This is a genomic window from Marinomonas sp. 15G6-16, assembly GCF_055809555.1.
The window spans coordinates 2,655,630-2,680,508 of sequence record NZ_CM147916.1; the positions used below are offsets into that span (position 1 = coordinate 2,655,630).

General features: G+C 41.8%; 28 protein-coding genes. 18 read left to right on the forward strand and 10 right to left on the reverse strand.

Features of this window, described 5'->3' with window-relative positions:
* Positions 1–5: 5 nt before the first annotated feature.
* The 3 genes from tsaB to AC0L46_RS12715 all read left to right on the forward strand — a co-directional run bounded on the left by tsaB (position 6) and on the right by AC0L46_RS12715 (position 2,476).
* The gene (gene tsaB / locus AC0L46_RS12705; RefSeq protein ID WP_473504065.1) at positions 6–713 is read left to right on the forward strand and encodes a tRNA (adenosine(37)-N6)-threonylcarbamoyltransferase complex dimerization subunit type 1 TsaB; all 708 of its coding nucleotides are present in this window, start codon (positions 6–8) and stop codon (positions 711–713) included.
* 4 nt (positions 714–717) lie between these two features.
* Positions 718–1,518 carry an undecaprenyl-diphosphate phosphatase gene (locus AC0L46_RS12710; protein WP_473504067.1) on the forward strand — a complete coding sequence of 267 codons (801 nt, stop codon included), beginning with the start codon at positions 718–720 and terminating at the stop codon, positions 1,516–1,518.
* Positions 1,519–1,687: 169 nt separating this feature from the next.
* The gene (locus AC0L46_RS12715; protein ID WP_473504069.1) at positions 1,688–2,476 is read left to right on the forward strand and encodes a class I SAM-dependent methyltransferase; all 789 of its coding nucleotides are present in this window, start codon (positions 1,688–1,690) and stop codon (positions 2,474–2,476) included.
* A gap of 55 nt (positions 2,477–2,531) precedes the next feature.
* On the opposite strand, the gene AC0L46_RS12720 is transcribed toward AC0L46_RS12715, so the two are convergent.
* Positions 2,532–2,744 carry a SlyX family protein gene (locus tag AC0L46_RS12720; protein WP_317003289.1) on the reverse strand — a complete coding sequence of 71 codons (213 nt, stop codon included), beginning with the start codon at positions 2,742–2,744 and terminating at the stop codon, positions 2,532–2,534.
* Positions 2,745–3,023: 279 nt separating this feature from the next.
* Between AC0L46_RS12720 and AC0L46_RS12725 the strand changes: the two genes are divergently transcribed.
* Entirely contained in the window at positions 3,024–3,494 is a 471-nt protein-coding gene (locus AC0L46_RS12725) for a cold-shock protein (RefSeq protein WP_317003290.1), read from the forward strand.
* Positions 3,495–3,536: 42 nt separating this feature from the next.
* Positions 3,537–4,034: a thiol peroxidase gene (tpx, locus tag AC0L46_RS12730; protein ID WP_473504071.1), complete on the forward strand. Its 498-nt coding sequence runs from the start codon at positions 3,537–3,539 to the stop codon at positions 4,032–4,034.
* 83 nt (positions 4,035–4,117) lie between these two features.
* On the opposite strand, the gene panD is transcribed toward tpx, so the two are convergent.
* The 4 genes from panD to dapE all read right to left on the reverse strand — a co-directional run bounded on the left by panD (position 4,118) and on the right by dapE (position 6,409).
* Entirely contained in the window at positions 4,118–4,498 is a 381-nt protein-coding gene (gene panD / locus AC0L46_RS12735; protein WP_414680377.1) for an aspartate 1-decarboxylase, read from the reverse strand.
* Between the two features lie 107 nt (positions 4,499–4,605).
* Positions 4,606–4,980, reverse strand: coding sequence for a hypothetical protein (locus tag AC0L46_RS12740; RefSeq protein WP_473504073.1), 375 nt, complete (start codon positions 4,978–4,980; stop codon positions 4,606–4,608).
* A 4-nt stretch (positions 4,981–4,984) separates the two neighbouring features.
* The gene (locus AC0L46_RS12745) at positions 4,985–5,224 is read right to left on the reverse strand and encodes a hypothetical protein (protein ID WP_473504075.1); all 240 of its coding nucleotides are present in this window, start codon (positions 5,222–5,224) and stop codon (positions 4,985–4,987) included.
* A 39-nt stretch (positions 5,225–5,263) separates the two neighbouring features.
* The gene (gene dapE / locus AC0L46_RS12750; protein WP_473504077.1) at positions 5,264–6,409 is read right to left on the reverse strand and encodes a succinyl-diaminopimelate desuccinylase; all 1,146 of its coding nucleotides are present in this window, start codon (positions 6,407–6,409) and stop codon (positions 5,264–5,266) included.
* 79 nt (positions 6,410–6,488) lie between these two features.
* Between dapE and AC0L46_RS12755 the strand changes: the two genes are divergently transcribed.
* Positions 6,489–6,686, forward strand: coding sequence for a hypothetical protein (locus tag AC0L46_RS12755; RefSeq protein WP_414680373.1), 198 nt, complete (start codon positions 6,489–6,491; stop codon positions 6,684–6,686).
* Here the strand turns inward: AC0L46_RS12755 and AC0L46_RS12760 are convergent.
* The 5 genes from AC0L46_RS12760 to map all read right to left on the reverse strand — a co-directional run bounded on the left by AC0L46_RS12760 (position 6,683) and on the right by map (position 13,038).
* Positions 6,683–7,027, reverse strand: a complete 345-nt coding sequence (locus AC0L46_RS12760) for an ArsC family reductase (protein WP_473504079.1) — start codon at positions 7,025–7,027, stop codon at positions 6,683–6,685. The two genes, AC0L46_RS12755 and AC0L46_RS12760, sit on opposite strands and share 4 nt — an antisense overlap.
* Positions 7,028–7,130: 103 nt before the next feature.
* Positions 7,131–8,168, reverse strand: coding sequence for a 2,3,4,5-tetrahydropyridine-2,6-dicarboxylate N-succinyltransferase (gene dapD, locus AC0L46_RS12765; protein ID WP_414680371.1), 1,038 nt, complete (start codon positions 8,166–8,168; stop codon positions 7,131–7,133).
* A gap of 32 nt (positions 8,169–8,200) precedes the next feature.
* Positions 8,201–9,397: a succinyldiaminopimelate transaminase gene (dapC, locus tag AC0L46_RS12770; RefSeq protein ID WP_473504081.1), complete on the reverse strand. Its 1,197-nt coding sequence runs from the start codon at positions 9,395–9,397 to the stop codon at positions 8,201–8,203.
* 6 nt (positions 9,398–9,403) lie between these two features.
* Entirely contained in the window at positions 9,404–12,097 is a 2,694-nt protein-coding gene (glnD, locus tag AC0L46_RS12775; RefSeq protein WP_473504083.1) for a [protein-PII] uridylyltransferase, read from the reverse strand.
* An 83-nt stretch (positions 12,098–12,180) separates the two neighbouring features.
* Positions 12,181–13,038: a type I methionyl aminopeptidase gene (map, locus tag AC0L46_RS12780; protein ID WP_414680368.1), complete on the reverse strand. Its 858-nt coding sequence runs from the start codon at positions 13,036–13,038 to the stop codon at positions 12,181–12,183.
* 319 nt (positions 13,039–13,357) lie between these two features.
* Between map and rpsB the strand changes: the two genes are divergently transcribed.
* The 12 genes from rpsB (at position 13,358) to fabZ (ending at position 24,876) form a co-directional block, all read left to right on the forward strand.
* Complete coding sequence (rpsB, locus tag AC0L46_RS12785) at positions 13,358–14,092, forward strand: 30S ribosomal protein S2 (RefSeq protein WP_347982954.1); 735 nt, start codon at positions 13,358–13,360, stop codon at positions 14,090–14,092.
* Positions 14,093–14,176: 84 nt separating this feature from the next.
* Positions 14,177–15,037, forward strand: coding sequence for a translation elongation factor Ts (gene tsf / locus AC0L46_RS12790; protein WP_414680367.1), 861 nt, complete (start codon positions 14,177–14,179; stop codon positions 15,035–15,037).
* 130 nt (positions 15,038–15,167) lie between these two features.
* Complete coding sequence (gene pyrH, locus AC0L46_RS12795; protein WP_317003301.1) at positions 15,168–15,890, forward strand: UMP kinase; 723 nt, start codon at positions 15,168–15,170, stop codon at positions 15,888–15,890.
* Between the two features lie 7 nt (positions 15,891–15,897).
* The gene (gene frr, locus AC0L46_RS12800) at positions 15,898–16,455 is read left to right on the forward strand and encodes a ribosome recycling factor (RefSeq protein WP_414680366.1); all 558 of its coding nucleotides are present in this window, start codon (positions 15,898–15,900) and stop codon (positions 16,453–16,455) included.
* Between the two features lie 49 nt (positions 16,456–16,504).
* Complete coding sequence (locus AC0L46_RS12805) at positions 16,505–17,236, forward strand: isoprenyl transferase (RefSeq protein WP_473504086.1); 732 nt, start codon at positions 16,505–16,507, stop codon at positions 17,234–17,236.
* 2 nt (positions 17,237–17,238) lie between these two features.
* Positions 17,239–18,042 carry a phosphatidate cytidylyltransferase gene (locus tag AC0L46_RS12810; RefSeq protein WP_473504088.1) on the forward strand — a complete coding sequence of 268 codons (804 nt, stop codon included), beginning with the start codon at positions 17,239–17,241 and terminating at the stop codon, positions 18,040–18,042.
* Positions 18,042–19,217: a 1-deoxy-D-xylulose-5-phosphate reductoisomerase gene (gene ispC / locus AC0L46_RS12815; protein WP_473507144.1), complete on the forward strand. Its 1,176-nt coding sequence runs from the start codon at positions 18,042–18,044 to the stop codon at positions 19,215–19,217. The genes AC0L46_RS12810 and ispC overlap by 1 nt, the downstream gene beginning before the upstream one ends.
* Entirely contained in the window at positions 19,214–20,560 is a 1,347-nt protein-coding gene (rseP, locus tag AC0L46_RS12820) for an RIP metalloprotease RseP (protein ID WP_473504090.1), read from the forward strand. Before ispC ends, rseP begins: the two co-directional genes overlap by 4 nt.
* 10 nt (positions 20,561–20,570) lie before the next feature.
* On the forward strand, positions 20,571–22,886 hold the full coding sequence (gene bamA, locus AC0L46_RS12825) for an outer membrane protein assembly factor BamA (RefSeq protein WP_473504092.1): 2,316 nt from the start codon (positions 20,571–20,573) through the stop codon (positions 22,884–22,886).
* 22 nt (positions 22,887–22,908) lie between these two features.
* Positions 22,909–23,403, forward strand: a complete 495-nt coding sequence (locus AC0L46_RS12830) for an OmpH/Skp family outer membrane protein (RefSeq protein ID WP_473504094.1) — start codon at positions 22,909–22,911, stop codon at positions 23,401–23,403.
* 3 nt (positions 23,404–23,406) lie between these two features.
* Complete coding sequence (gene lpxD / locus AC0L46_RS12835) at positions 23,407–24,444, forward strand: UDP-3-O-(3-hydroxymyristoyl)glucosamine N-acyltransferase (RefSeq protein ID WP_473504096.1); 1,038 nt, start codon at positions 23,407–23,409, stop codon at positions 24,442–24,444.
* Complete coding sequence (fabZ, locus tag AC0L46_RS12840; protein ID WP_347982945.1) at positions 24,445–24,876, forward strand: 3-hydroxyacyl-ACP dehydratase FabZ; 432 nt, start codon at positions 24,445–24,447, stop codon at positions 24,874–24,876. It abuts the gene before it with no gap.
* Positions 24,877–24,879 lie beyond the last annotated feature (3 nt).

Consider the following 24,879-nt stretch of genomic DNA (forward strand, 5'->3'; position numbering starts at 1 on the left):
ATTCAATGACGGCGATTTTAGCATTAGATACGTCAACGCCAGCTTGTTCTGTGGCGTTGAATATTGATGGTGTTGTGTTAGAAGACTTTCGCATGGCACCTCGCCTTCATAATGATTTGATTCTACCTATGGTGGATCAGATTCTTTCCCAAGCTGGAATGTCTTTATCTGATCTGGATGCCATTGCTTTTGGTCGTGGCCCAGGCTCATTTACTGGACTTCGAATAAGTGCCGGAGTGGTGCAAGGGCTCGCTTTTGGTGCGGATTTACCTGTCGTACCAGTCTCTACTCTTGCTGCTTTATCTCTAGAAGCTTTCCAAAAAACAGGTCAAAACCATTGGCTTGCTGCGCTTGATGCTCGAATGGGCGAAATTTATTTAGGCGGTTATTTCGTTAATAAAACGGATGGTCAATATCAATTAGAAACTCGGATTAACGAACAGGTGGTAAAGCCTGATCTGTTGTCAGAGTTTGAAATGGAATTTAATGGTGTGGGTTCTGGTTGGTGTTATGAAGAGGTTTTAAGTAAGCGATTGCCTAAAACTCCAGAGTATATACTGACAGACTTTGCACCTCGTGCAGCTTGTATTGCTGAACTTGGGATGATGGCCTTCCAAAAAGGTGAAACAGTGTCTTCTTATGACGCTATTCCAACCTATTTAAGGGATGAAATCACTTGGGAAAAGCAGGCGCCTCGTATCGGGAAACGATAGCCTTATGTTGTGGTATCAAATTGTTTTTTTGTCATTAATTCAGGGTCTTACTGAATTTTTACCTATCTCAAGTTCTGCTCATTTGATTCTTCCTGCTCAGCTACTGAATTGGCAAGACCAAGGTCTTGCCTTTGATGTGGCTGTGCATGTTGGAACGCTTATTGCGATTGTTGCGTACTTTCGAAAAGACCTAGTACAAATTACGATTGCATGGTGTTTGTCTATTAAGAGCGGGCAATCTACATCGGATAGTCGTTTGGCTTGGTGGGTTGTTCTTGCAACAATTCCAGCTTGTTTGGCGGGATTGATATTCGGTGACTTTATTAGTCAGCACTTACGCTCAGTCGAAGTCATTGGTTATACCACGATTGGATTTGGTATCCTCTTATGGCTTTCTGATCGTTATGGCTCAAGCAATAAAACGGAGCATGACTTTTGTCTGAAGAGTGTAGTGTATATCGGTCTAGCTCAAGCATTGGCTCTGATTCCTGGTACGTCTCGCTCTGGTATCACTATGACAGCGGCTCGCTTTCTTGGTTTTAGTCGAGAATGCGCGGCACGGTTCTCTTTTCTATTATCGATACCTTTGATTTTCGCGGCCGGAAGTATGAAGCTGCTTGAGTTATTGTCGTTGGAGACGGAAGTTGAATGGGTGAGTATTAGCTCTGGTGTGGTTTTATCTGCGATCAGTGCTTACTTGTGTATTTATCTTTTCTTAAAATGGCTTAACAAGGTTGGCTTCTTCCCATTTTTTATATATCGACTAATATTAGGCTCAATACTTCTAGCCTTAGTGTATTTTTGAAATAACGTAAAAGTAGATTTCAGATACTTGAACAGATTAGATGTTCAGATTTAAAAGAAAAGCTTCTAGACACTAGAGGCTTTTCTTTTATCAATATATTTTATATTGCATCGTATAAATTAGTTTCTTATTCATTTTGTATTTTTGATTGCCTTGGAGATAAGTGCTTTTGTTGGATTCCATTGCGGTAGCGACAACCGATGCTTTTTTAGAAGCAGACGTTAAATTATTGGCTAAAAGCTTAGAGCTGCCTTTTTACTCTCTTAAAGGACAGATCAAGTTTGTTTCTGACTATGAATATTTATTGTTGAAAACCGAAGCAGGTATCTCTATTGCGAAAACGGGCAAAGGGGCGCCTAAGCCAGTGTTTGTCGATTTTACATCTGGCGCTGTCGATCATAGAAGACGATTCGGTGGCGGAAAAGGGCAAGATATAGCGAAGGCCGTAGGTTTGAATAAAGCTTCTAACTTGTCTGTATTAGACGCTACAGCAGGCTTGGGAAGAGATGCTTTTGTGTTGGCTTGTCTGGGCTGCACTGTTTCATTATGTGAGCGAGTGAGCTTTGTCAGAGCTATGTTGCAAGATGGCTTATACCGTGGCTCTTTTCACCATGAAGTGGCTGAGATAGTAGACAGAATGTCACTACTGGATACGGATATTCGAGGCATTGAAAATCAGTCGTTTGATGTGGTTTACCTTGACCCTATGTATCCGCACATGGAAAAGTCTTCGGCGGCGGCCAAAAAAGAAATGGCTTTCTTTCGTGATTTGGTTGGTCAAGATGCGGATGCGGATGAGCTTTTGCCCTTCGCAATGCAGTTAGCAGAATACAGAGTAGTGGTTAAACGTCCTAAAGGCGCTCCATTTTTAAATAGCACTGAGCCAACATATCAGCTTGAAGGGAAGTCTGGGCGCTTTGACGTATATGTATTGAAGTCTTTGGATTTATTGCCTTAGGCTATAAAAATTCATATAGCCTAAAAGCACTCTAGGGTCAGTAAAAAATATACTGTTAATAATGAGGTGGTCTTTCGCCTTCATGGATACTTTGTTGTTGGCGATAAGATTCTAATTGTTTTCCCATCATAATGAGTTTTTCTTTCATTAAAATTATATCTTTTTGTTGCGTAATTAACGCCTGATTTAAACTGTCAATTGTGTCTTCTTGGAATTGAATTTTAAATTCTAATTCGTCTATTCTTTGGTTGATTTGTGAGGTGTTCATGGATACCTTCTGTGTGTTAACCTTAGTTTGCTAAATTCGTATTTTATCAGCTGTTCTGTGCTCGTTGTTTAGTCTTATTGAGACCATTTGAGTAGAGAGATGGCGTGAAAATTGCTCGTATTAAAGTGAATAAAGATTTTACTACTATCTTCTTTAGCTTCACATGCAATTTCAGAAAGAGTTTAGTAAATATGTTTATTTTTACATTTTTGTACTAATACGGAACTCCTAAAGGGTTCCTTTCACAATAATATTTAATTTGATAAGAGATATACTGTTATGAATGATCATTATGATAATGTTTCGCATGGTAAAGGTTCTTCTGCTAATTCCGGTTTTTTTTCGTTGCGCGCATTTGTCGTTAGTCTCGTTATTGCTTTGATTGTCCCATTGCTTATTGCTGGGGTTTTGAAAGAAGAAATGGGAACCAACTTTCTAGTCTACTTTGGTTTTATTTTAGTGTCTGTTTATGTCGGTGCTATGGTAAGTCAAGTTCGCATTGCTGGTGGTGATTCTGAGTCTGAAGAAGACGAAGATGATGATCGTGAACAAGGAACGGTTAAGTGGTTTAACTCTTCTAAAGGTTTTGGCTTTTTAACAATGGAAAATGGTGATGATGTTTTTGTTCATTACCGTGCTATTCGTGGCCGTGGTCGCCGCTTTCTTGTTGAAGGTCAGCTGGTTCGCTTTTATGTCACAGAAGGTGAAAAAGGCAAGCAAGCAGAAAACGTTTCTATTATCCGCGGTTAATGAATTACCGCTTTATTGCTCAATATATTTAAGAGGCTATTTATGGCTACTGTTACACTTCAAGGTAACCCATTCGAAACAGCAGGTTCACTTCCTGCCGTAGGTTCGGCAGCACCAGAATTCGAATTAGTAAAGCCTAATTTATCTGTTGCAACACTAGCAGATTACAAAGGTGCGAAATTAGTATTGAATATTTTCCCTTCTATCGATACTCCTACATGCGCAACATCTGTTCGTAAATTTAATGAATCAGCAGCAGCTCTAAAGGATGTTAATGTTCTTTGTGTTTCAGCGGATTTACCTTTTGCAGCAGCGCGTTTTTGTGGTGCGGAAGGTATAGACAATGTTGATACAGGTTCTAGCTTCCGTTCAACATTCGGTGAAGATTACGGGTTGAGCTTTTCTACTGGGCCGCTACTTGGTCTTTTGTCTCGTGCGGTTGTTGTTCTTGATGAAGCAGGTACTGTTATTCATACTGAACAGGTTGCAGAAACAGCAGATGAGCCAAATTACGATGCTGCTTTAGCTGTATTAGCATAAGATTACAGTATAAAGAAAAAATAAAGGCCAGCTTCTACATTCTAGAAGCTGGCCTTTTTGTTTCTACGTATTGGTGATTGAGTTTAGTCTTTCTGTACAGGAATAGTGTTAGTGGTTCTTTCAACACTGTTGTCTTTGTTTAAATACACCAACTTAGGTTTAAAATTATCTGCTTCGGCTTCTTCCATTTGTCCATATGCTGCAATAATGACTCGATCGCCTACTTGGACCTTTCTTGCTGCTGCGCCATTCATTGAAATAGTGCCAGAGCCAGCTTCCGCCAAAATAACATAAGTGTGAAAACGCTCACCGTTATCAACATTGTAGATGTCGATTTTTTCAAACTCTCTAAAGCCAGCGAGTTCTACAAGGTCTTTGTCAATGGCGCATGAGCCGTCGTACCAAAGCTCTGCTTGGGAAACGCTGGCCATGTGAAGCTTGCCTTTAAGGAGTGTAATTTGCATGTGTTAAGTCTCTATTAATGTTTCTATATTACGTTTGCTTGCTAAGTCATGAAAATATCAATCAGTGTCTGATGCTCTGACTACGAACTTTCTATGACGTCGTATTCTTATTCCCAGATAAAAGGGCCTTCTCCATGAGAGTTGATTCGCCACCACTGATCTGGGTCTTGATCTCCATCTTCTTCCCATCCTTGAAAATTACAGCGGATTTCACAACCGAGCGCTTGAAATGCGTCTCTAGCGCAGCAGATATCATTTTCCCACGGCGTTTTATCTGAATCAAACCAGATAGAAGTAAAACGCTTACCCGCTGCTTGCTCCAAAATGGTAATGTCGATGATGTTATCATTCGATGAAACAGACACCTTTGTGCATAATGCTGATGGTGTACTTGTTTTTATAAGTGTGAAAGTGCCTTCAAGCCAGGTTATGATTTTTTCTGTTGGGCAGGATAAAGTATAGATTTCAATATCTGTTTGCATCCTGTTAATCCTTCTTTTTAATCATGTAATAAATCCTAAGCACACTCATAGATAAATAGCCTATGAGCGTCCATATTAAGCCAACGCCTGCAATAATTAGCCCTGATAACGCGATGATTTCTTGGCTAATAGACGGCTGTAAAACACGATCTGCAACCATCAAAATGAGCACGCCGAATACAAACATAAGTCCGCCTTGAATCATTTTGATCAAGGCGAGCTTAGGATTTTCTCCGAGTTTCATTATCCGTTTATGCAGCGTGTTTTTCATTCGAATATTGGCTTAAGTGTTTTTCACAAACAGGTTTTTCAGAATGCGAGTATAAATGAGTGATAAGTTATTCAGACTTTCAGCGTCTACGCACTCGTTTATTTGGTGGATCGTTGCATTGATAGGACCAAGCTCGACTACTTGAGTACCCATTTTTGCAATGAATCTGCCATCAGATGTGCCACCAGACGTAGAAAGTTCAGGAGTAATATCAACTGTGGATTGAACGGCTTCTACGATAGCATCAACTAGATTTCCTGGGCGAGTTAAGAATGGTAAGCCGTTGTAGGTCCATTCAATATCGTAACGTAAATTATGTTTATCCAGAATTTCTAGCACGCGTACTTTTAATGCATCAAAGTCGAGCTCAGAAGAAAATCGGAAGTTAAACTGAGCGTTTAATGTCCCTGGAACCACGTTTGTTGCACCAGTTCCTGCTTGTATGTTGGAGACTTGAAAGCTGGTTGGCGGGAAGAATTCGTTACCGTCATCCCAATGTGTGCTCGACATTTCAGCTAATGCTGGAGCAGCTAAGTGAATTGGGTTTTCAGCTAGGTGAGGGTAAGCAACATGACCTTGTTTACCGTAAACGGTTAAATCGCCGCTAAACGAACCACGGCGACCATTTTTAATAATGTCACCTAACGTCTTTGTGCTAGAAGGTTCACCAACAATACACCAATCTATTTTCTCATCGCGTTCCATTAAGGTATCGACAACACGAGTGGTGCCATCAACAAAAGGGCCTTCTTCATCGCTGGTAATAAGGAATGAGATTTGACCTTGGTGATCTGGATGCTCATGGATGAAGGCTTCTACAGCAGTCACCATGGCTGCCAAACTGCCTTTCATGTCGGCTGCGCCACGTCCAAATAACATGCCATCAACAATCTCTGGCGAGAAAGGAGGTACTTTCCATTCGCTTTCAGGGCCTGTTGGAACCACATCTGTATGTCCGGCAAAACATAAATTTGGACCAGAGGTGCCACGTTTTGCGTAGAAGTTTTTCACATCGCCAAATGGCATGTATTCAACCTCAAACCCAATGTTTTTTAATCGGCTAATCATTAGGTCTTGGCAACCAGCATCTTCTGGCGTTACAGAAGGGCGAGAAATAAGATCTATGGCGAGTTTTAGTGTGGGTGACAAGTTAGACATTCTTTACCTTTGCGTTGGTTTTCGCTACCTTATGGAAGAACCTGCTACTATAACAGGAGATTCATATAAAGGTGGAATTATGAAGTTAGGTGTTGTTGTTTTTTTGGGTTTGCTTAATGTTGGATGCGCTCTTACCGCTCAGCCTGTTGTCGTTCAAGAATCCTTTTTTGTACCAGTGATTCGTTCAGATGTATCTTCTGCAGGTTATACACCGACAGTGACACCGACTGTACCAACTAAAACAACTCCTCGAATTTATACGCCAGTATTACGTTAAAGCAATTTCTGAGAATACTCGTCTGAATTAAAGCCTAAATGGATTTCACCATTCGCTATAATAAGAGGGCGTTTTATCATTGAAGGCTGGTTGATTACTGTTTCTACAGCCAGCTCGTTATTCATTGAGTTTTTCGTTTCTTCATCTAATTTGCGCCAAGTGGTTCCACGCTTATTAATAACACTTTCCCAACCTAACTTATCTATCCAAGCTTTTGCTGTTTCGGTTTCTAAGGCTTCTTTTTTATAGTCATGAAAGCGGTATTCAACCTTATGTTCTTCTAACCAGCGAAACGCTTTTTTCATGGTGTCGCAGTTTTTAATACCGTAAATATCAATCATATTTCTCTCCCTCACATAGGTTTAGTTATAACTGATGAATGAATAAGTTAGAAAAATGCCCGACTTGAAAAGCCAGGCACTTTTTATTCACAGTTTGTATTGCTTAGTTATTCGCGTGAAGCGCTTCATTTAAGGCAATGGCTGTTTTATTTGTTTTGCACTCGATCGCGCCTGTTTCGGAGTTGCGACGGAAAAGAAGATCAGATTGACCAGAAAGGTCGCGTGCTTTGACAGTAGAAACAACTTGGTTGTTTTCATCTAATACTGCGACTTTGGAGCCGGCTGTGATGTATAAGCCAGATTCAACAGTACAGCGATCACCAAGACCAATACCGATACCTGCGTTAGCACCAATTAGGCACTTTTCACCCACCCCAATAACAATGTTGCCGCCACCAGATAATGTTCCCATTGTTGAGCAGCCACCACCTAGGTCTGAACCGTCTCCAACAACAACGCCAGCAGAAATACGACCTTCAACCATGCTTGTGCCTAATGTTCCTGCGTTGAAGTTTACGAAACCTTCATGCATAACCGTTGTGCCTTCGCCCAAATGAGCACCTAAACGGATGCGTGCTGCATCACCAACACGAATGCCAGTTGGTACAACAAAGTTCAGCATTTTAGGGAATTTATCTACGCTGTAGACTTCGATAGTGCGACCTTCCATGCGAGCGCTTAATTGACGGTCTGCCAATTCGCGAACATCAATTGGGCCTTCACTTGTCCATGCCGTGTTAATTAGTAGGCCGAACATACCATCTAAAACTGTATTGTGAGGTTGTACTTGACGATGTGAAATCAATTGCAGCTTCAAATATACTTCGGCTGGATTTTGTGGTGCTTCGTCAGTGGCTAGGACGCACAAAACAACAGGCTGAGTAGAAGCTTTTAAACGAGAAGCCAGTTCAGCTTGTTCAATGTTGCCAGCTTTAAGAAGGTTCATGTGCAGGCGATTTAGGTCGCTCTCATCTAGAACAAGTGTACTGTTGCCACCTTCATAGTTTGTGCTTTCTAGAATAGCATCTAGTGTGCTTTTTTCCGCGCCAAGTGTTGGTGCTGAATAGAAAACCTCTAACCAGTTGCCTTCTTTGTTTTGTGCGCCGATGCCTAGACCGAATGCGAAAATTGAATTACTCATGTAGTTCTCCAGCTGAGTGTTGTAACTAAAAATTATTTAAGGTTGTTGCGAGTAAGGAAAGCTTTGATTCTCTCAGCTGCCTCAACGCACTCAGATTCTTCTGCAACAAGTGCCATTCGAATATGTTGGTTACCAGGGTTTTCGCCGTTTACGTCTCGGCCTAAATAGCTTCCAGGTAATACTAATACCGCTTCTTCTTTGTATAAAGCAGTGCAAAATTCTTCATCTGTTATGTCTACTTTTGGCCATAAGTAAAAGCCAGCTTCCGGCTTATTGACGGCCATAAAAGGAGACAGTATTTCAAGTACAGAATCAAACTTGCGAGTGTAGATCTCGCGGTTCTTCGCGACATGAGCTTCATCATTCCAAGCGGCAACAGAGGCTTCTTGGTGGTGAACCGGCATAGCGCAACCTTGATATGTGCGGTATAGCAGAAACGGCTTCAGTAAGCTGGCATCGCCTGCCACAAAGCCAGAGCGTAAACCCGGTAGATTAGAGCGTTTAGAAAGAGATTGAAAAATCAGGCAGTGTTTATAATCTGTATTGCCAAGCAGTGTGCATGCTTCGAGCAAGCCTAATGGAGCCTGATCGCCAAAATAAATTTCGGAATAGCATTCATCTGCGACAATCGTAAAGTTAAAGGTTTTTGCCTTTTCGATTAGGAAGGCGTATTCCTCAAGCGTTGTAACTGTGCCGCTTGGATTGTTTGGTGAACAAACAAAAAGTACTTCACAACGCTTCCATATGTCATTGCTGACTTGCTGGTAATCTACTTTGTAGTTGGTTGCTGAGCCGCAAGGAAGAAAGTGAAGTTTTGCACCCGAAAGAATGCCGGCCCCTTCGTAAATTTGATAGAAAGGGTTTGGGCTAATAACCAAAGGTTGGTCTTTTTCACCAACAAGAGTTTGCGTGATTGCAAAAAGTGCTTCGCGAGTACCGGATACGGGAAGTATTTCTGTTTCAGGGTCTAGGTTCTCAAGAGAGAAACGACGTTTGGCCCATTCGCTAATTGCACTGCGTAATGACAATTCACCTTTTGTTCCAGGATATTTGCTGACGCCATTTAGGCTTTTAGCTAGCGTATCTAAGACAACTTGAGGGGCTTCATGTTGTGGTTCGCCAATGGTTAATTTAATCAACTTTTTGTCTGGATTTTGTGTAATTCCTTCCAATAGCTCGGCAAGCTTTTGGAATGGGTACGGGTGCAAAGAATGTATAAGAGGGTTCATATGTCTTTAATCCATCGCTTTTGAGAAACGGTCTATTTTCTCTTTTAATAGTGTGCAAATGTCGTTCATACGATCGTTATCTGTGATGAGGTCGCCATTTTCTTCTGTGATATAAAAGGTGTCTTCTACTCGCTCGCCTAATGTTGCGATTTTAGCCTTGTGTAACATGATGTTGTTGTTCATAAAGAACTGACCAATTAACGCAAGTAGGCCTGGACGGTCTGGTGCAGTGACTTCCAGTGCGGACCAAACTTCTTCTGGCTGGCTCACAAAATGTGCCGTTGCAGGAGAGTTGAATATTTTTAGGATTCTTGGTGTATGTCGTTGTACCACGCTTTCGTACAAAGACGGTGTTTCCAGTTGTTCCATTAAAGTGCTGCGAATGAGGCCGATCTTGTCTCTATCGAGATGTAGGTCTGTACCGTTTTCGGTGCTGTCCATAACAACAAAGCTATCTAGCGTGTAGTTATTACTGGTTTGGCTGATTTTTGCGTCAAGGATGGTTAATCCAAGTTGTTCAAAAGTCGCGGCCGTCACAGCAAATAAATGTTTGCTAATGAGTGTGTAGATGAAAATTTTGCTTGCGCCAGAGAAGTTGCGTCCGCCCAGAGGTGTAATAGCAATGAGGGGTTTATCGCTTGGTTGGTGTTTCAAAATAGCTTCTGTATTCCAAGCAATTTCATCCCCATTGGAACGGATAAAGTATTCGTCTTCTATTGTGTTCCAGATATTCTCAGCTTCGATGATGTCTAGGTTGCGCTCAATCATAATTTCTAATGCGCGTTGTTTGTGTTCATCACTGATCATTTCAGCATCAATAGGGGAGTCAAGTCCGCGGCGTAAAGCGCGTTTTGTTTCCAAATAAAGCTGACGCATAAGTGAGGCACGCCAACTGTTCCACATGGTTGGGTTGGTGGCATTGATGTCGGCTACCGTTAAAATAAACAAATAATCTAGATGTTCTTGGTCTTTAACGTAATTCGCAAACTCCCAAATAACTTCAGGGTCAGATATGTCTTTGCGTTGTGCAGTAACAGACATAAATAAGTGATTTCGAACCAACCAAACCACCAGTTCCGTATCTCGCTTAGATAGACCATGTTGCTCACAAAAGGCTTGGGCGTCGACACAACCTAGCTCTGAGTGATCTCCGCCTCGGCCTTTGGCGATGTCATGATACAGGCCTGCGATATAGAGCAATTCAACTTTGGAGATATGGCGGATGGCTTGCGACGAAATAGGAAATTTCTGTTTGTACTCAGGTAACCATAAACGACGTAGGTTTTCGACCAGCTGTAATGTGTGAGCATCGACCGTGTAAATATGGAATAGGTCGTGCTGCATCTGGCCGATAATAGCGCCGAATTCTGGAAGGTAGCGCCCTAAAAGTCCTAGGTGTTTCATGGACCTTAAAATACTGCTTAAGCGGTAACGGCTTGCGATAATGTCTAAGAATAAACTGTTATTCTTTTTGTTGCTTCGGAAGCTTTCATCAACAAGTTCTAGATTATCCCGAAGTTGTCGCATGGTGTTTGAACGAATGCCTTTGATGTTTTCGTGGGCACCAAATAAAACGTAGATTTCCAGCATGCAGGATGGATTGTCTTGAAATAAGGTCTCTGATCGAGCTTCAAGTTGTCCGTTTGCTATTTGAAAATGGTCGTTGAGTATTTCTACTGTGTTGACTTCATCGTTGGCCAGAAAAGACTCTTCGAAGTGTTGCAGTAATAAGTCGTTTAACTGTTGAATGGCGGCAACGCTTTGATAATAGCCTTGCATGAAACGTTCTACGTTGCGTTTTAAGTCGTCGTCATCAAAGCCAAACAGCTGAGCCAGCGTGCGCTGATGGTCAAAAAGAAGGCGGTCTTCTTTGCGTCCTGCCACCATGTGTAAAGCCCAACGCACACGCCATAGGTGACTAACAGCACCTTTTAATTGTATGTATTCATCTTCAGATAAGAACTCTTTTTCGATAAGGGCGCTAAGTCTGTGAGTGTGTAAATGGCGTTTGGCCACCCAGTCAATGACCTGCATATCGCGAAGTCCACCTGGGCATTCTTTTAGGTTGGGTTCTAAATTGTAGGCTGTGTTTTGATACTTCGCGTGACGCTGTTTTTGTTCAGCAAGCTTGGCTTGGTAAAAGGAATGTCCATCCCACATTCTGTCTGTTTCAATATTTTGTTGTAACAGAGTGAGTAGGTTAGATGGTCCAGCCAAAGTACGAGATTCTATCAAGTTGGTAATGATAGTAATGTCTTGCTCTGCGAGGGTAGTACATTCATCAATGGTTCGAACACTGTGTCCGATGTCTAAATTGATGTCCCATAAGAAAGTAATAAAGTTTTCGAGTTTATCTTTAGGGGCAGATGTTTCATTCTCGATTAGGATGAGAAGGTCAATGTCTGACTTTGGGTGTAGTTCGCTTCGACCGTAGCCACCAACGGCAACTAGGCTAACGTGGTTTTCGTTGTTTAATCCCTTTGCTGTCCAAGCGGCTTGTAATATTTCATCGAAAAAAGATGACAAGCCTTTGACTAGTTTTTCGATCGGATAAAGAGAGTGAAAAAGGTCATTATAAACACTGGTTTTTTCTTCAATAATGGCTTTGTAACGAACGATGGAGCAATTAGGTTGAGCCAGTTCTTGTTTTTCTTCCTGGGTGAGGAGTGGTGGAGCGTCTGGAAAAGCAGGAAAATCCATACAGGAGCCTCGAAGAATCAATTAAATGTATTTAAATAATATAACCAGTCAATTTTTTGCTTGGGTGTTGAAACACGCTTTCCTTATGAAAAGCGTGTTTCTTCTGGGCGACGAGTGAGTACTTCAACGCCGTCAGCGGTTACCAATAAAGTGTGTTCGTATTGAGCGGATAAACGGCCATCTTTGGTTTTTGCAATCCAGTTATCAGGACCTGTGTGCTTCACTTGTTTTTTACCGGCATTGATCATTGGCTCAATGGTTAATGTCATGCCTTCTTCTAGAATGACGCCAGTGCCCGCTTTGCCGTAATGGGCAACTTGAGGTTCGCCATGGAACGTGGTTCCGACGCCGTGTCCGCAATACTCTTCAACTACTGAATAATGGTGCTTATGGGCATGTGCAGAGATGGCTGCACCTATGTCGCCTAAACGAGTTCCAGGTTTCACAAGATCGATTGCAAGGTAAAGGCATTCTTGCGTTACTTTAGCAAGTCGTTCTGCATGAGGAAGCGCAGCGCCAGCAAAGAACATTTTGCTTGTGTCGCCGTAGTAACCATCTTTGATGATGGTGATGTCAATGTTTACCGCGTCGCCTTTTTTCAATGCTTTGTCATTTGGGATGCCATGACAAATAACGTCGTTTACGGACGTACAGCAGGATTTCGGGAAGCCGTGATAGTTGAGCGGAGCAGGAATAGCGCCTTGCTCTTGCACAATGTAGTTGTGTGCAATGATGTCAATTTGCTCTGTGGTAGCGCCAGGTACAACAAATTCTTCTAGCATGACCAATACGTCAGCGGCTAGTTTGCCTGCTGTGCGCATGCCTTCAATGTCGCTAATGTCAGTAAAGCGTGTAGACGCTGGGCGAGGAGTCCAAGAAGGAACTTCTACACGACCGTTTGCGGTGAGTTCTTTGATCTTTAGTAGTGTTTCGTTGCTCATAATGTACGTATCTTGAAATAGGTTCTAATAAGTTGTCGCATATTCTACATGAGTTGTACGGCAGAATCGCCTCCCTCGTTGAAAAAACTCATCGTAATTATGAGTAAAAAAAAGCGACCAAGTCTTTTGGTTTTGGCTCGGATATGGTATAAAACGCCCGCTTGCTCAGGGTCTTTCCTGAGATAAGTGAATTTATTAAATCAACGATCTTGCCGCAATTAAATAAGAGTGTCTGGGGTGTCATAGGTTGCCTTAAACCTTGTTTGACTGACGCTTTTAGCTGGTAAGCATAAATAACCCAAATATAAAGGATAGTAAAATGCCTACAGTTTCTATGCGCGACCTTCTACAGGTTGGTTCACACTTTGGTCACCAAACTCGTTACTGGAACCCAAAAATGAAGCCTTTCATTTTCGGTGCTCGTAACAAGATTCATATCATTAACCTTGAGCACACTGTTCCTGCACTTAACGAAGCTCTTGAGCTTGTTAAGAAAATGGCTGAGAACAAAAACAAGGTTTTGTTTGTTGGTACTAAGCGTGCTGCATCTAAAACTATTAAAGAGCAAGCTGCTCGCTCTGGTATGCCATACGTAAACCACCGTTGGTTGGGTGGTATGTTGACTAACTACAAAACTATTCGTGCATCTATCAAGCGTCTTCGTGAGCTTGAAACTCAAATGTCCGATGGTACATTCGAAAAGCTAACTAAAAAAGAAGCTTTGATGCGTACTCGTGAGCTTGAAAAACTTGAGCTTTCTATGGGTGGTATCAAGGATATGGGTGGCCTTCCAGATGTATTGTTCGTAGTTGACGTTGACCACGAGCGTATTGCTATTAAAGAAGCAAACAAATTAGGTATTCCTGTTATCGGTATCGTTGATACTAACAGTAATCCAGATGGTGTTGATTACATCATTCCAGCTAACGATGATGCGATTCGTGCTGTTCAGTTATACGTTGGCGCTTTCGCTGACGCAGTTCTAGAAGGTCGTGCTACGACTGCTGGAAATGCTGACGAATTCGTTGAAGTAAGCGAAGCTACTGAAGCGTAAGCAAACTTTCTAGTTTGTTCTGGTTTCTAAAGGGAGGTTTCTTACCTCCTTTTTTAAATTTGAATTAGTAAAAGAGGATTTAACATGGCCGCAGTATCTGCAGCATTGGTAAAAGAGCTACGTGATCGTACTGGCCTAGGCATGATGGAGTGTAAAAAAGCACTTGTCGCTGCTAACGCTGACATCGAAGTGGCAATTGAAGAACTACGTAAGTCAAGTGGCATGAAGGCAGCTAAAAAAGCGGGCCGTACTGCAGCTGAAGGTACTATCATCATGCGTGTTGCTGATGATGCTTCTTACGGTGTTCTTGTAGAAGTAAACTCTGAAACTGACTTCGCTTCTCGTGACGAAGGTTTTATTTCTTTTGCGAATAAAGTAGCTGACGCTGTTTTTGCAACGAAAGAAACGGACATGGCTAAAGTGATCTCAGGCGAAATGCTTGACGCTCGTGAAGCTCTAGTTCAAAAAATTGGTGAAAACATCACACCTCGCCGTGCAGTTATCATTGAAGGTGGTTTAGTTGGTGGTTACCTACACGGTAACGGTCAAATCGCTGTATTGACTCAGTTGGAAGGTGGTTCTGTTGAACTGGCTAAAGATGTGTCTATGCATGTTGCTGCTGTTGCACCTCGTGTTGTACGTGGCGAAGACATGCCTGCTGATGTTTTGGCGAAAGAAGAAGAAATCGTACGTGCTCAGCCAGACATGGCTGGTAAGCCTGCAGAAATCGTTGATAAAATGATTGTGGGTCGTATGAAGAAGTTCTTGGCTGAAAACAGCTTAGTTGAACAGCCTTTCGTTAAGAACCCAGAAGTTAAAGTGGGTCAGCTTGTAAAAGACGCTGGCGCAACAGTTTCTTCTTTCATTCGCCTTGAAGTAGGTGAAGGTATTGAAGTTGCTGAAGTAGATTTCGCTGCAGAAGTGGCGGCTCAACTTAAAGGTTAATCTTTAGTTGTGATGTCTTGCAAAGAAAAGGGGCAGCTTGACTGCCCCTTTTTTATGAAAGGTAAGAATGATTTGGGTTGATTGTGTCGGTCTAAGTTATTAAGGAAATGAACCATTGCCGGAGGTTGGTATGTCAAAAGAAAAGAGTCCAAAATATAAGCGAATTTTGCTTAAACTGAGTGGCGAAGCCTTAATGGGTGACGAGTCCTTTGGTATCGACCCGAAAGTGTTGAATCGTATCGCTCTAGAGATCGGTCAATTACGTGGTATTGGTGTTGAAGTCGGTATTGTTATTGGTGGTGGTAACCTATTTCGTGGCCAGGCGTTGAGCGAAGCTGGAATGGACCGCGTAACTGGTGACCATATGGGAATGCTAGCAACAGTAATGAATGCCTTGGCAATGCGTGATGCATTGGAGCGAGCAAATATTGCTACTCGTGTTATGTCTGCTATTACCATGACAGGTATTGTTGAACCTTATGATCGACGTCGTGCTATGCGACTAATGAAAGAAGGTGATGTGCTTATCTTCTCTGCTGGTACAGGTAATCCGTTCTTTACAACTGACTCTGCTGCTTGTTTGCGCGGCATTGAGATTGATGCAGATGTTGTATTGAAAGCAACGAAAGTGGATGGCGTTTATTCAGCTGATCCAATGAAAGATCCTGATGCTGTTAAGTATGATACATTGGGCTATGACGAAGTGATTGAGAAGCAGCTAGGAGTCATGGATCTAACAGCATTCTGTTTAACTCGTGACCACGGTATGCCGATACGCGTATTTAATATGAACAAGCCAGGTGCCTTGGTGAATATCATGGTTGGTGGTAGTGAAGGTACACTGATTAAGTGAGGAAGTTATGATTAACGAAATTCTTAAAGATGCAGAAGAGCGTATGGGTAAAGCTGTTTCTTCTGTTGAGTCTGCATTTAAAAAAATTCGTACGGGTCGTGCGCACCCAAGTATTCTTGATTCTGTTAAAGTGAATTATTACGGCTCTGAAACACCACTTAGCCAAGTGGCAAACATTACTGTTGAAGATGCTCGTACTTTGGGTGTTTCTCCTTGGGAAAATAACTTGGTTCCTGAGATTGAAAAAGCCATTATGAAGTCGGACCTTGGTTTGAACCCTGCAACCAACGGCAACCTTATTCGTATTCCTATGCCTGCTTTGACGGAAGAAACTCGTAAGAACTACTTCAAGCAAGCAAAGAATGAAGCTGAAAATGGCCGAATTTCTATTCGTAATGTTCGTCGTGATGCTAACGGTAGCCTGAAAGATCTTGTGAAAGAAAAAGAGATTTCTGAAGACGATGAGCGTCGTGGACAAGATCAAGTGCAAAAAATTACAGACAAGTACGTAGCTCTAGTTGAAGAGCGTCTGGCCGCAAAAGAAAAAGATTTGATGGAAATTTAATAAAGAAATGCGGGCTTCGGCTCGCTTTTTTTATAGGCTAGGAATAAATATGTCTGAATTGGTTGGCGATGATTTTGAATCTGTAGTCGTGCCTGCGCATATTGCCATAATCATGGATGGTAATAATCGTTGGGCGAAGAAAAAACATCTCCCAAGCATAGCGGGTCATACTGCGGGTGCTGCCGCTGTTCGCCGTACTGTAGAAATGGCGGCTCGATCTGGAGTGAAGGTGCTTACGTTGTTTGCCTTCTCTAGCGAAAACTGGAAACGCCCCAAAATAGAAGTCGATGGCTTGATGACTTTGTTTATGCGCTCTCTTAAGAAGGAGCTAAAGCGCCTGAATGAGCATAAAATTCGACTTAAAATAATGGGTGACACTTCTGCTTTTAGTGACAGTTTGCAACAGCAAATTGCGGAAACAGTTGAAGCAACAAAAGATAATGATCAAATGACGCTTGTTATTGCTGCAAATTATGGTGGGCGCTGGGATATTGCTCAAGCCGCCAAAAAAATAGCAGAGCAAGTTTTGTCAGGTGAATTGTCTTTAGATGAAGTGAATGAATCATCATTAGGTGAATGTATACAACTGGCTGATTTACCTGAGCCAGATTTGTTAATAAGAACCTCTGGTGAAGAACGAATTAGCAACTTTTTATTATGGCAAACTGCGTATTCTGAGTTTGTCTTTTTGCCGGTGTTATGGCCGGATTTTGATCAACAACATTTTGATGAAGCATTGCATATTTATCAAAATCGTCAACGTCGTTATGGTGGTCGTTAAGCATGTTACTCCCACGGGTTTTAAGTGCCATTGTTATGGCTGTTTTGTTTGTTTGTGCTGTTTTTATATTGCAAGAATCTAGCTTTATTATCTCCATGGTTGGTGTGGTTTTATTTGCGGGCTGGGAATGGGCTCGTTTGTCTGGTGTGGTAAATCAAATTGGTCGCGTACTTTTTGCTGTATTAATTGGTGTCTTGTGCTTTGTTGTTTTTACATTTGATACGCAGGCTTTGCTGCTAAATGTAGCGCCTCTTTTGTGGTTGCTTGCCTTGTATTGGGTTGTACGCTATCCCGATTTACTTCAATGGCGCCATACCAATAGTCGCCTTTTGTTTGGTGTATTGGTTTTACTGACTACTTGGTGTGCTTTGGTTGTCCTAAGGCAAGCTGATGATTTTGTAATGTGGGTTTTGCTTCTCATGGGATTAATTTGGGGAGCAGATTCTGGCGCTTACTTTGCCGGTCGTGCATTTGGAAAACGCAAGTTGGCTAAGTTTGTTAGTCCTGGCAAATCATGGGAAGGCGTTATTGGCGGATTAGTTTTAACTCAGTTGGGTGTGATGGTCTTTGCTTTTTATAGTGACTTTATTGCTTCCCAGTGGCTTGTGTTGGCTTTGATTGCTTTGTTGACTTCGTCGGTTTCAGTTTTAGGTGATTTGACAGAAAGTTTGTTTAAGCGCCACGAGTCTTTGAAAGATTCAAGTCGCTTGATCCCCGGACATGGCGGTGTCATGGACCGAGTTGATAGTTTGACAGCAGCTGCGCCTATTTATGTGTTGTTATTAAGTTTGGCTGGATGGCTTTAATGCAGGGTATTTGTTTACTAGGTGCAACTGGCTCAATAGGTCAGAGTACACTAGATATTATTGCTCAGCATCCTGATAAGTTTTCCTTGATCAGTGCATCAGCAAATGAAAGTGTGGCCAAAATGGCGGAGATTTGTCATCGCTTTAAGCCACAAAGAGTCGTTATGGGAACGGAAAAAGCCCGTGATGAATTGGCTCTTTTGTGTGTGGGCTTGTCAACTTCATTTGAATGGGGAAGTGATGCTTTGGATAGTATTGCTTCCGATTCAGCCGTCGATCAAGTTATGGCTGCGATCATGGGATTTGCTGGTCTCAAGCCGACTTTGGCAGGGATTCGCGCAGGTAAGCGAACTTTGCTGGCAAATAAAGAGTCTTTGGTGACAGCTGGTAAGTTGTTTATGGATGAGGTGACGCGTCATAACGTCGTGCTTCTGCCTATCGATAGTGAGCATAATGCGATCTACCAAAGCTTGCCTCAAACTCCCCAAGGTGCCCACAAAAAAGACATATCTAAAATTCTTCTTACTGCGTCTGGTGGACCTTTTAGAACTTGGTCTTTGGATGAGATGTCTTTTGTCACCCCTGAGCAGGCATGTAAACATCCAAATTGGTCTATGGGACAGAAGATCTCTATCGACTCGGCAACTCTTATGAACAAAGGGCTTGAGCTTATCGAAGCCTGTTGGTTATTTGACGTTACTCCGAATGATGTTGAGGTAGTGGTTCATCCTGAAAGTATTATCCATTCTATGGTGTCTTATCGAGACGGTTCCGTTATTGCGCAAATGGGCAACCCAGATATGAAGATCCCAATTGCTTATGGTATGACTTGGCCTGACCGTATTGAGACGCAAGTTGATCCCTTGAATTTGGTTGATGTGGCCCGATTAAACTTTGAAGCTCCTGATTTAACTCGCTTTCCTAATTTACAGTTAGCAGCAGATGCTTGGTTTGCTGGTGGCTCTGCAATGGCGGCTTTAAATGCAGCGAACGAAGTCGCAGTCGATGCTTTTCTGAAGCGAAAGATTTCTTTTCTTGATATTGCTCGTTTTAATGAAAAGGTGCTTTCTTCTACGAATGTTGTTGCTATTGATGCAATTGAAGATGTTTTTGAAGCCGATGCTCAAGCACGTTTTTTAGCTCAAAAGTATATTTCTGACGGTAGTGTTTCATGATCCAAAATATCCTCTCTATTGTTATTTCATTAGGTGTTCTGATTACCTTTCATGAATTTGGCCACTATTTTATTGCTCGTCGATGTGGTGTGAAGGTGCTGCGTTTCTCGGTCGGATTTGGTAAGCCTATTTATCGCCATGTCGGTAAAACAGGAACAGAATATACACTTGCTATGATACCGCTTGGGGGATTTGTCCGAATGCTTGATGAGCGTGAAGGAAATGTTCCTGAAGGTTTAAGAAATCAAGCTTTTAATAATAAAACGGTTTGGCAGCGCATTGCTATCGTTGCTGCTGGGCCGATTGCTAATTTTATTTTAGCAGCGTTTATTTACGCGATTGTCGCTATGTTGGGGATTCAATCTGTTGCACCCAAGGTAGGCAGTGTTGAGCCAAATACACCTTTAGCTCAGACGAGTATTCAAGCGGAAGACGAGCTGATTTCCATTGCTGGTGAGGCGGTGGATTCTTGGGAAGATGTAAATTTAGCGTTAGCGGGCTTGATTGGGCAAACAAGAACCATTATCGTTCGTTACCAAGCAGAGGGTTTGCTTTCTCAGCAAGAAGAGGAGGTTCGTCTAAACCAGTGGTTAGTCGGAGATGAACCTAATAATCTGATACGAGCTTTTGGGATTGTGTCATGGCAACCAAAAGTCCTTCCTGTAATTGATCAAGTTGTTGAAAATGGCGCGGCTTATTCCGCTGGCTTCGAAGCAGGCGATACGATTGTTGGAATAGGTGGCGATTCGATTTCAAGTTGGGATCAAGTTGTTGCTTTGGTTCAAGCAAATCCAAATAAGGAACTGCTAGTAACGGTACAACGAGAAGGTAATTCTAAAGAATTGCTGCTCTTGCCTAAGTCAACAGAACGAAATGGTGAGCTTGTTGGGTATGCAGGGTTGGCTGTTGTACCACCTGAATGGGATGAAAGTCTTATCAGGGAACGTCATTATGGAATTGTGGATTCGGTTTTTTATGGTGTTGCACAAACCTCTAAGATGGTATCTTTGACGGTTTCCTCTGTTGGGAAAATGTTACAAGGACTGATATCGGTTGATAACTTGTCTGGACCGATAACGATTGCAAAAGTAGCGAGTGCGTCTGCAGATTCTGGTTTGCAATCTTTTTTAAAATTTATGGCTTACCTCAGTGTTAGTTTAGGGGTGCTTAATTTACTGCCCATTCCAATGTTAGATGGTGGGCATTTGTTGTTTTTTGGTATTGAAGCGATCCGTCGTAAACCTGTTTCTGAAAAGATCCAGAATGTGGCATATCGTGTCGGCGCTTCTCTTTTATTTTCTATGATGGCAATTGCCATTTTTAATGATATTGCCCGCTTGTAGAGAGGTATATGTGAAAGTCGTTTCAGCAGTATTTTTGGCTTTAATAAGCGTGCAGAGTGTTGCAAAAGCCGTCGAGGATGTTCGCATCGATGGTTTAGTACAAATGCCATCCGCTAGAGCATTTGATGTAATTGGGTTTGACGAAGAGAAGTCTTATGACTCTGATAAAGTGTATCAGGCGATCAGTTCTCTTTTTAATACAGGCTATTTTAGTGACATTAATGTTTATGAAGAAAATGACATATTAGTTTTTGATGTCGTTGAACGTCCTTCTATTGGTAATTTAACCATAGAGGGAAATGATCTGATTAATACTGAAGACCTAGAACGAGGGCTTAAGTTATCAGGTCTTGAAATTGGTGAAATCTATAAGCCCGAAACACTAAATCAAATCGCGCAAGAATTGCAGCGTCAATATTATGCCCTTGGTCGTTACAGTGCCAAAGTGGATATATCCGTTGAAGAAATGCCTCGTAATCGTACCGGAATCTTGATCAATATTGATGAAGGTGAGACCGCTAAGATTGTTCACATCAATATTGTTGGCAACAAAGCCTTTGATGATGAAGAGTTGACGAAAGATTTTGAAGCAAGAGAAACCGGTTACTGGAACCCCTTCAGCTCTGCCGATGAATACGCGAAAGCTAAAATCGAAGGCGACATAAATACCTTAAAAAGTTTTTACTTAGATAAAGGTTATTTAGATTTTGAGGTGGTTTCTAGTCAGGTAAGTTTGTCCGCGGATAAACGCGACGTATACATTGTGATTAACGTCGATGAAGGCGAACCTTATTTCGTCAACGAGCTGTCTTTAAGCGGTAGTCTACCTATTTCAGAAGACAATGTATGGAAGCACATTTCCCATAAAAAAGGGGATGCGTTTTCCCGTAGTGAAGTGACCAAGATCATTGAAGATATTTCTACAGAACTTGGCAACAATGGTTACCTCTTTACGAATGTAAACGTTATTCCTGATAAACGTGATGATCATACCGTTAACCTCAGTTATCAAATTACGCCTGGGCCGAAAGTCTACGTGCGTCGTATTACCTTTAGCGGTAACAGCGAAACACAAGATGAAGTATTGCGTAGGGAAATGACGCAGTTTGAGGGGGCGTTGGCTGTTCACTCAAAAATACAGTCTTCCAAGCGCCGTATTGAGCGGTTAGGTTTCTTTGGTAGTGTTAATTTGAGAACGCGTCCAGTTCCAGGTACAACTGATTTAGTTGATATTGAAGTGGTTGTGCAAGAGCAACCATCGGGAAGTATTAATGCCAGTATTGGTTTCTCGGATGATGATGGTTTCATTTTTGGTTTTGGTATTTCTAAATCAAATTTCTTGGGAACCGGTAACCGTTTAGCATTCAATGCTTCACGTTCAAGCGATTACTCCTTGTATTCGATTACCTACAATAACCCTTACTTTACTGTCGATGGCGTGAGCCGAGGCACAAAGCTTTATTATCAATCCAGTGATTATGATTCTGATGATATTGAAGACTATCAATTAGATAAGGCTGGGTTAGAGCTTAGCTATGGTTACCCGATATCTGATACTGAAAGTGTGACATTTAGTGCGGCAGTCCAAAATACCAGTATTGATCTAAGTGATGATCCGTCACTGGAATCTGAATATTTTGTTGATACTTATGGCAACGAGTTTAATGACTTTATTGCATCTGCTGTGTACTCAGACAGTGACCTTATCGGTGGTATTTTGCCAACAAACGGTTATGCAACCAGTGTTAGCTTGCGAGTGGCGACACCAGGAAGTGATCAGCAATACTATAAAGTCGGTGTGACTTCTGAGAAATATTGGAATATCGATAATTCCAACCTATGGTTGTTCCATGTTAAAGGACGCTTTGGCTATGGTAATGGTTATGGGGACAGCGAATACTTGCCATTTTATGAGAATTATTATGCGGGTGGTATTGGCTCTGTTCGTGGCTATAGCTCTTCTTCATTAGGTCCTCAGAATACTTATGATGATGACTCTGATAATGATAGCGACGCTATGGGTGGGAATATTTTGATGGTAGGTACCGCGGAGATTATTTTCCCTCTGCCTATGGTTGAAGACCATAAATCTGTTCGTACAGCACTTTTCTTGGATGGCGGTAATGTCTTTACGGATTCTTGTTATTCCGTGAGTGAGAACTGTACTGCAGGTATTTCAGCTGATGAATTCCGCTACAGCATCGGTTTAAGTTGGACATGGATAACGCCTATTGCGCCGTTGTCATTCAATATTGCTAGAGCATTAAATGCTGATAGTGATGATGACACAGACTTCTTTCAGTTCCGTTTAGGTACAACTTTTTAATCTATAATTTAGGAAGATAAACATGAAACATGTAATAAGTATTTTAGTTAGTGTGTTTTTTGCCGCTAACCTATATGCCACTGAAGTGGCTGTGGTCGACTTTAGAGCCGCTGTATTACAAAGTAATATGGGGCAAAAAGCGGCTGAAGAGCCAAAGCAGAAAGTTGCAGAGATGGACGCGCGTTTGAAGCAAGAGCAATCAGCACTTGAAACATCTGCTCAAGAGCTAAAACGTGATGAACTAACGCTTTCGAAAGAAGAGTTTGATAAACGTAGACAAGCTCTTGCAGAGCAACAAAATAAACTGCGCGCTATGGCCGCAAACATGCAGCGTCAGGCAAAAGAATTAGAGCAGCAATTGGTTCAATCTTTAACGCCAAAAGCTGAAGCAGCACTAAAATCTTTGATAGAAGAGCGTGGTCTAAATTTAGTGTTGAATAGACAGTTAAGTTTGTATGCAGACCAAGACGCTGACATTACAAACGAATTAGTAGAACGTATAAATAGGGACAATTAATCTATGGGGTATACGCTAGAGCAGCTGGCTAATAAGGTTCAAGGTGTTGTTAAAGGAGACGCTAACCTTGTTGTTGATAAATTGGGAACATTAGAAAATGCGACTCATAAAGAGTTAAGTTTTTTAGCGAACCCTAAGTATCAAAGCCAATTAGCTTCAACTTCTGCTGGTGCTGTTCTTGTGAAAAGTGAAGAGCTTGCCCAGTTAGTAGAAAACGCAATAGTTGTTTCTAACCCTTATTTAGCGTTTGCTCAGCTTTCTCACTTATTCGCACCAATTACCCAAGGTTGGTCTGGTGTTCATAATAGTGCTGTTATCTCAGCCAATGCGAAAATCGGTAAAAATGTTGTCATTGGTCCAAATGCATCAATCGATGATGATGTAGTGATTGCTGATGACTGTATTATTGGTGCTGGCTGTGTTGTCAGTAGAGGAGCCAAAATAGGCAAAGGTACTCGTTTATACCCCAATGTTACTCTTTATCATGATGTCGTTATCGGGGAATCTTGCATTTTTCATAGTGGATCAATTATTGGTGCGGATGGCTTTGGTTTTGCTCCTACTCAAATTGGTTGGGAAAAGATTGATCAGTTGGGCGCGGTGAATATTGGTAACAATGTAGAAGTGGGCGCAAGTACAACCATTGACCGTGGTGCAATTGAAAATACTCAAATTGGCCACGGCGTCAAAATAGATAATCAAGTTCAAATTGCTCATAACGTCGTAATTGGTGATAATACGGCGATTGCGGCAAGCACAGCGATTGCTGGCAGCACAAAAATTGGTTCCTCTTGTACTATCTCTGGTGGTGTTTGTATCGCAGGTCATTTAACGATTGTGGATCGCGTACACATTACTGGTATGAGTATGATAAGTAATTCTATTGATGATGAAGGATCATATTCATCTGGTATGGGGATGGAGCCAACAGCTAAATGGCGTAGAACAGTAGCCAGAGTCAGACGAATTGATGAAATGGCAAAGCAGTTTTTACAATTGAAACAACAAGTTAATAAGCTTTTAGAAAAGGTTGATAAATAAATGATGGACGTGAAAGAAATCCGCCAATACTTACCTCACAGGTATCCGTTTTTATTGGTAGATCGTGTCGTTGAATTAAATTTAAATGAGTCCATTGTTGCTTATAAAAATGTAACGGTAAATGAGCCATTTTTTAATGGACATTTTCCAGACGACCCAGTCATGCCAGGCGTATTGATCATTGAAGCAATGGCGCAAGCGGCTGGAATCCTTGGTTTTAAAACTATGGATAAAAAGCCAGAAGATGGTTCTATGTATTACTTTGTAGGATCGGATAAAACACGTTTTAAGCGTCCAGTTGTGCCAGGTGACCGTGTTCAGCTTGAAGCAAAAATTTTGACTGAAAAACGTGGTATTTGGAAGTTTGAGTGTAAAGCGACGGTTGAAGGTGAGCTTGTATGTTCATCGACGATTATGTGTGCAGACAGGTAGGGT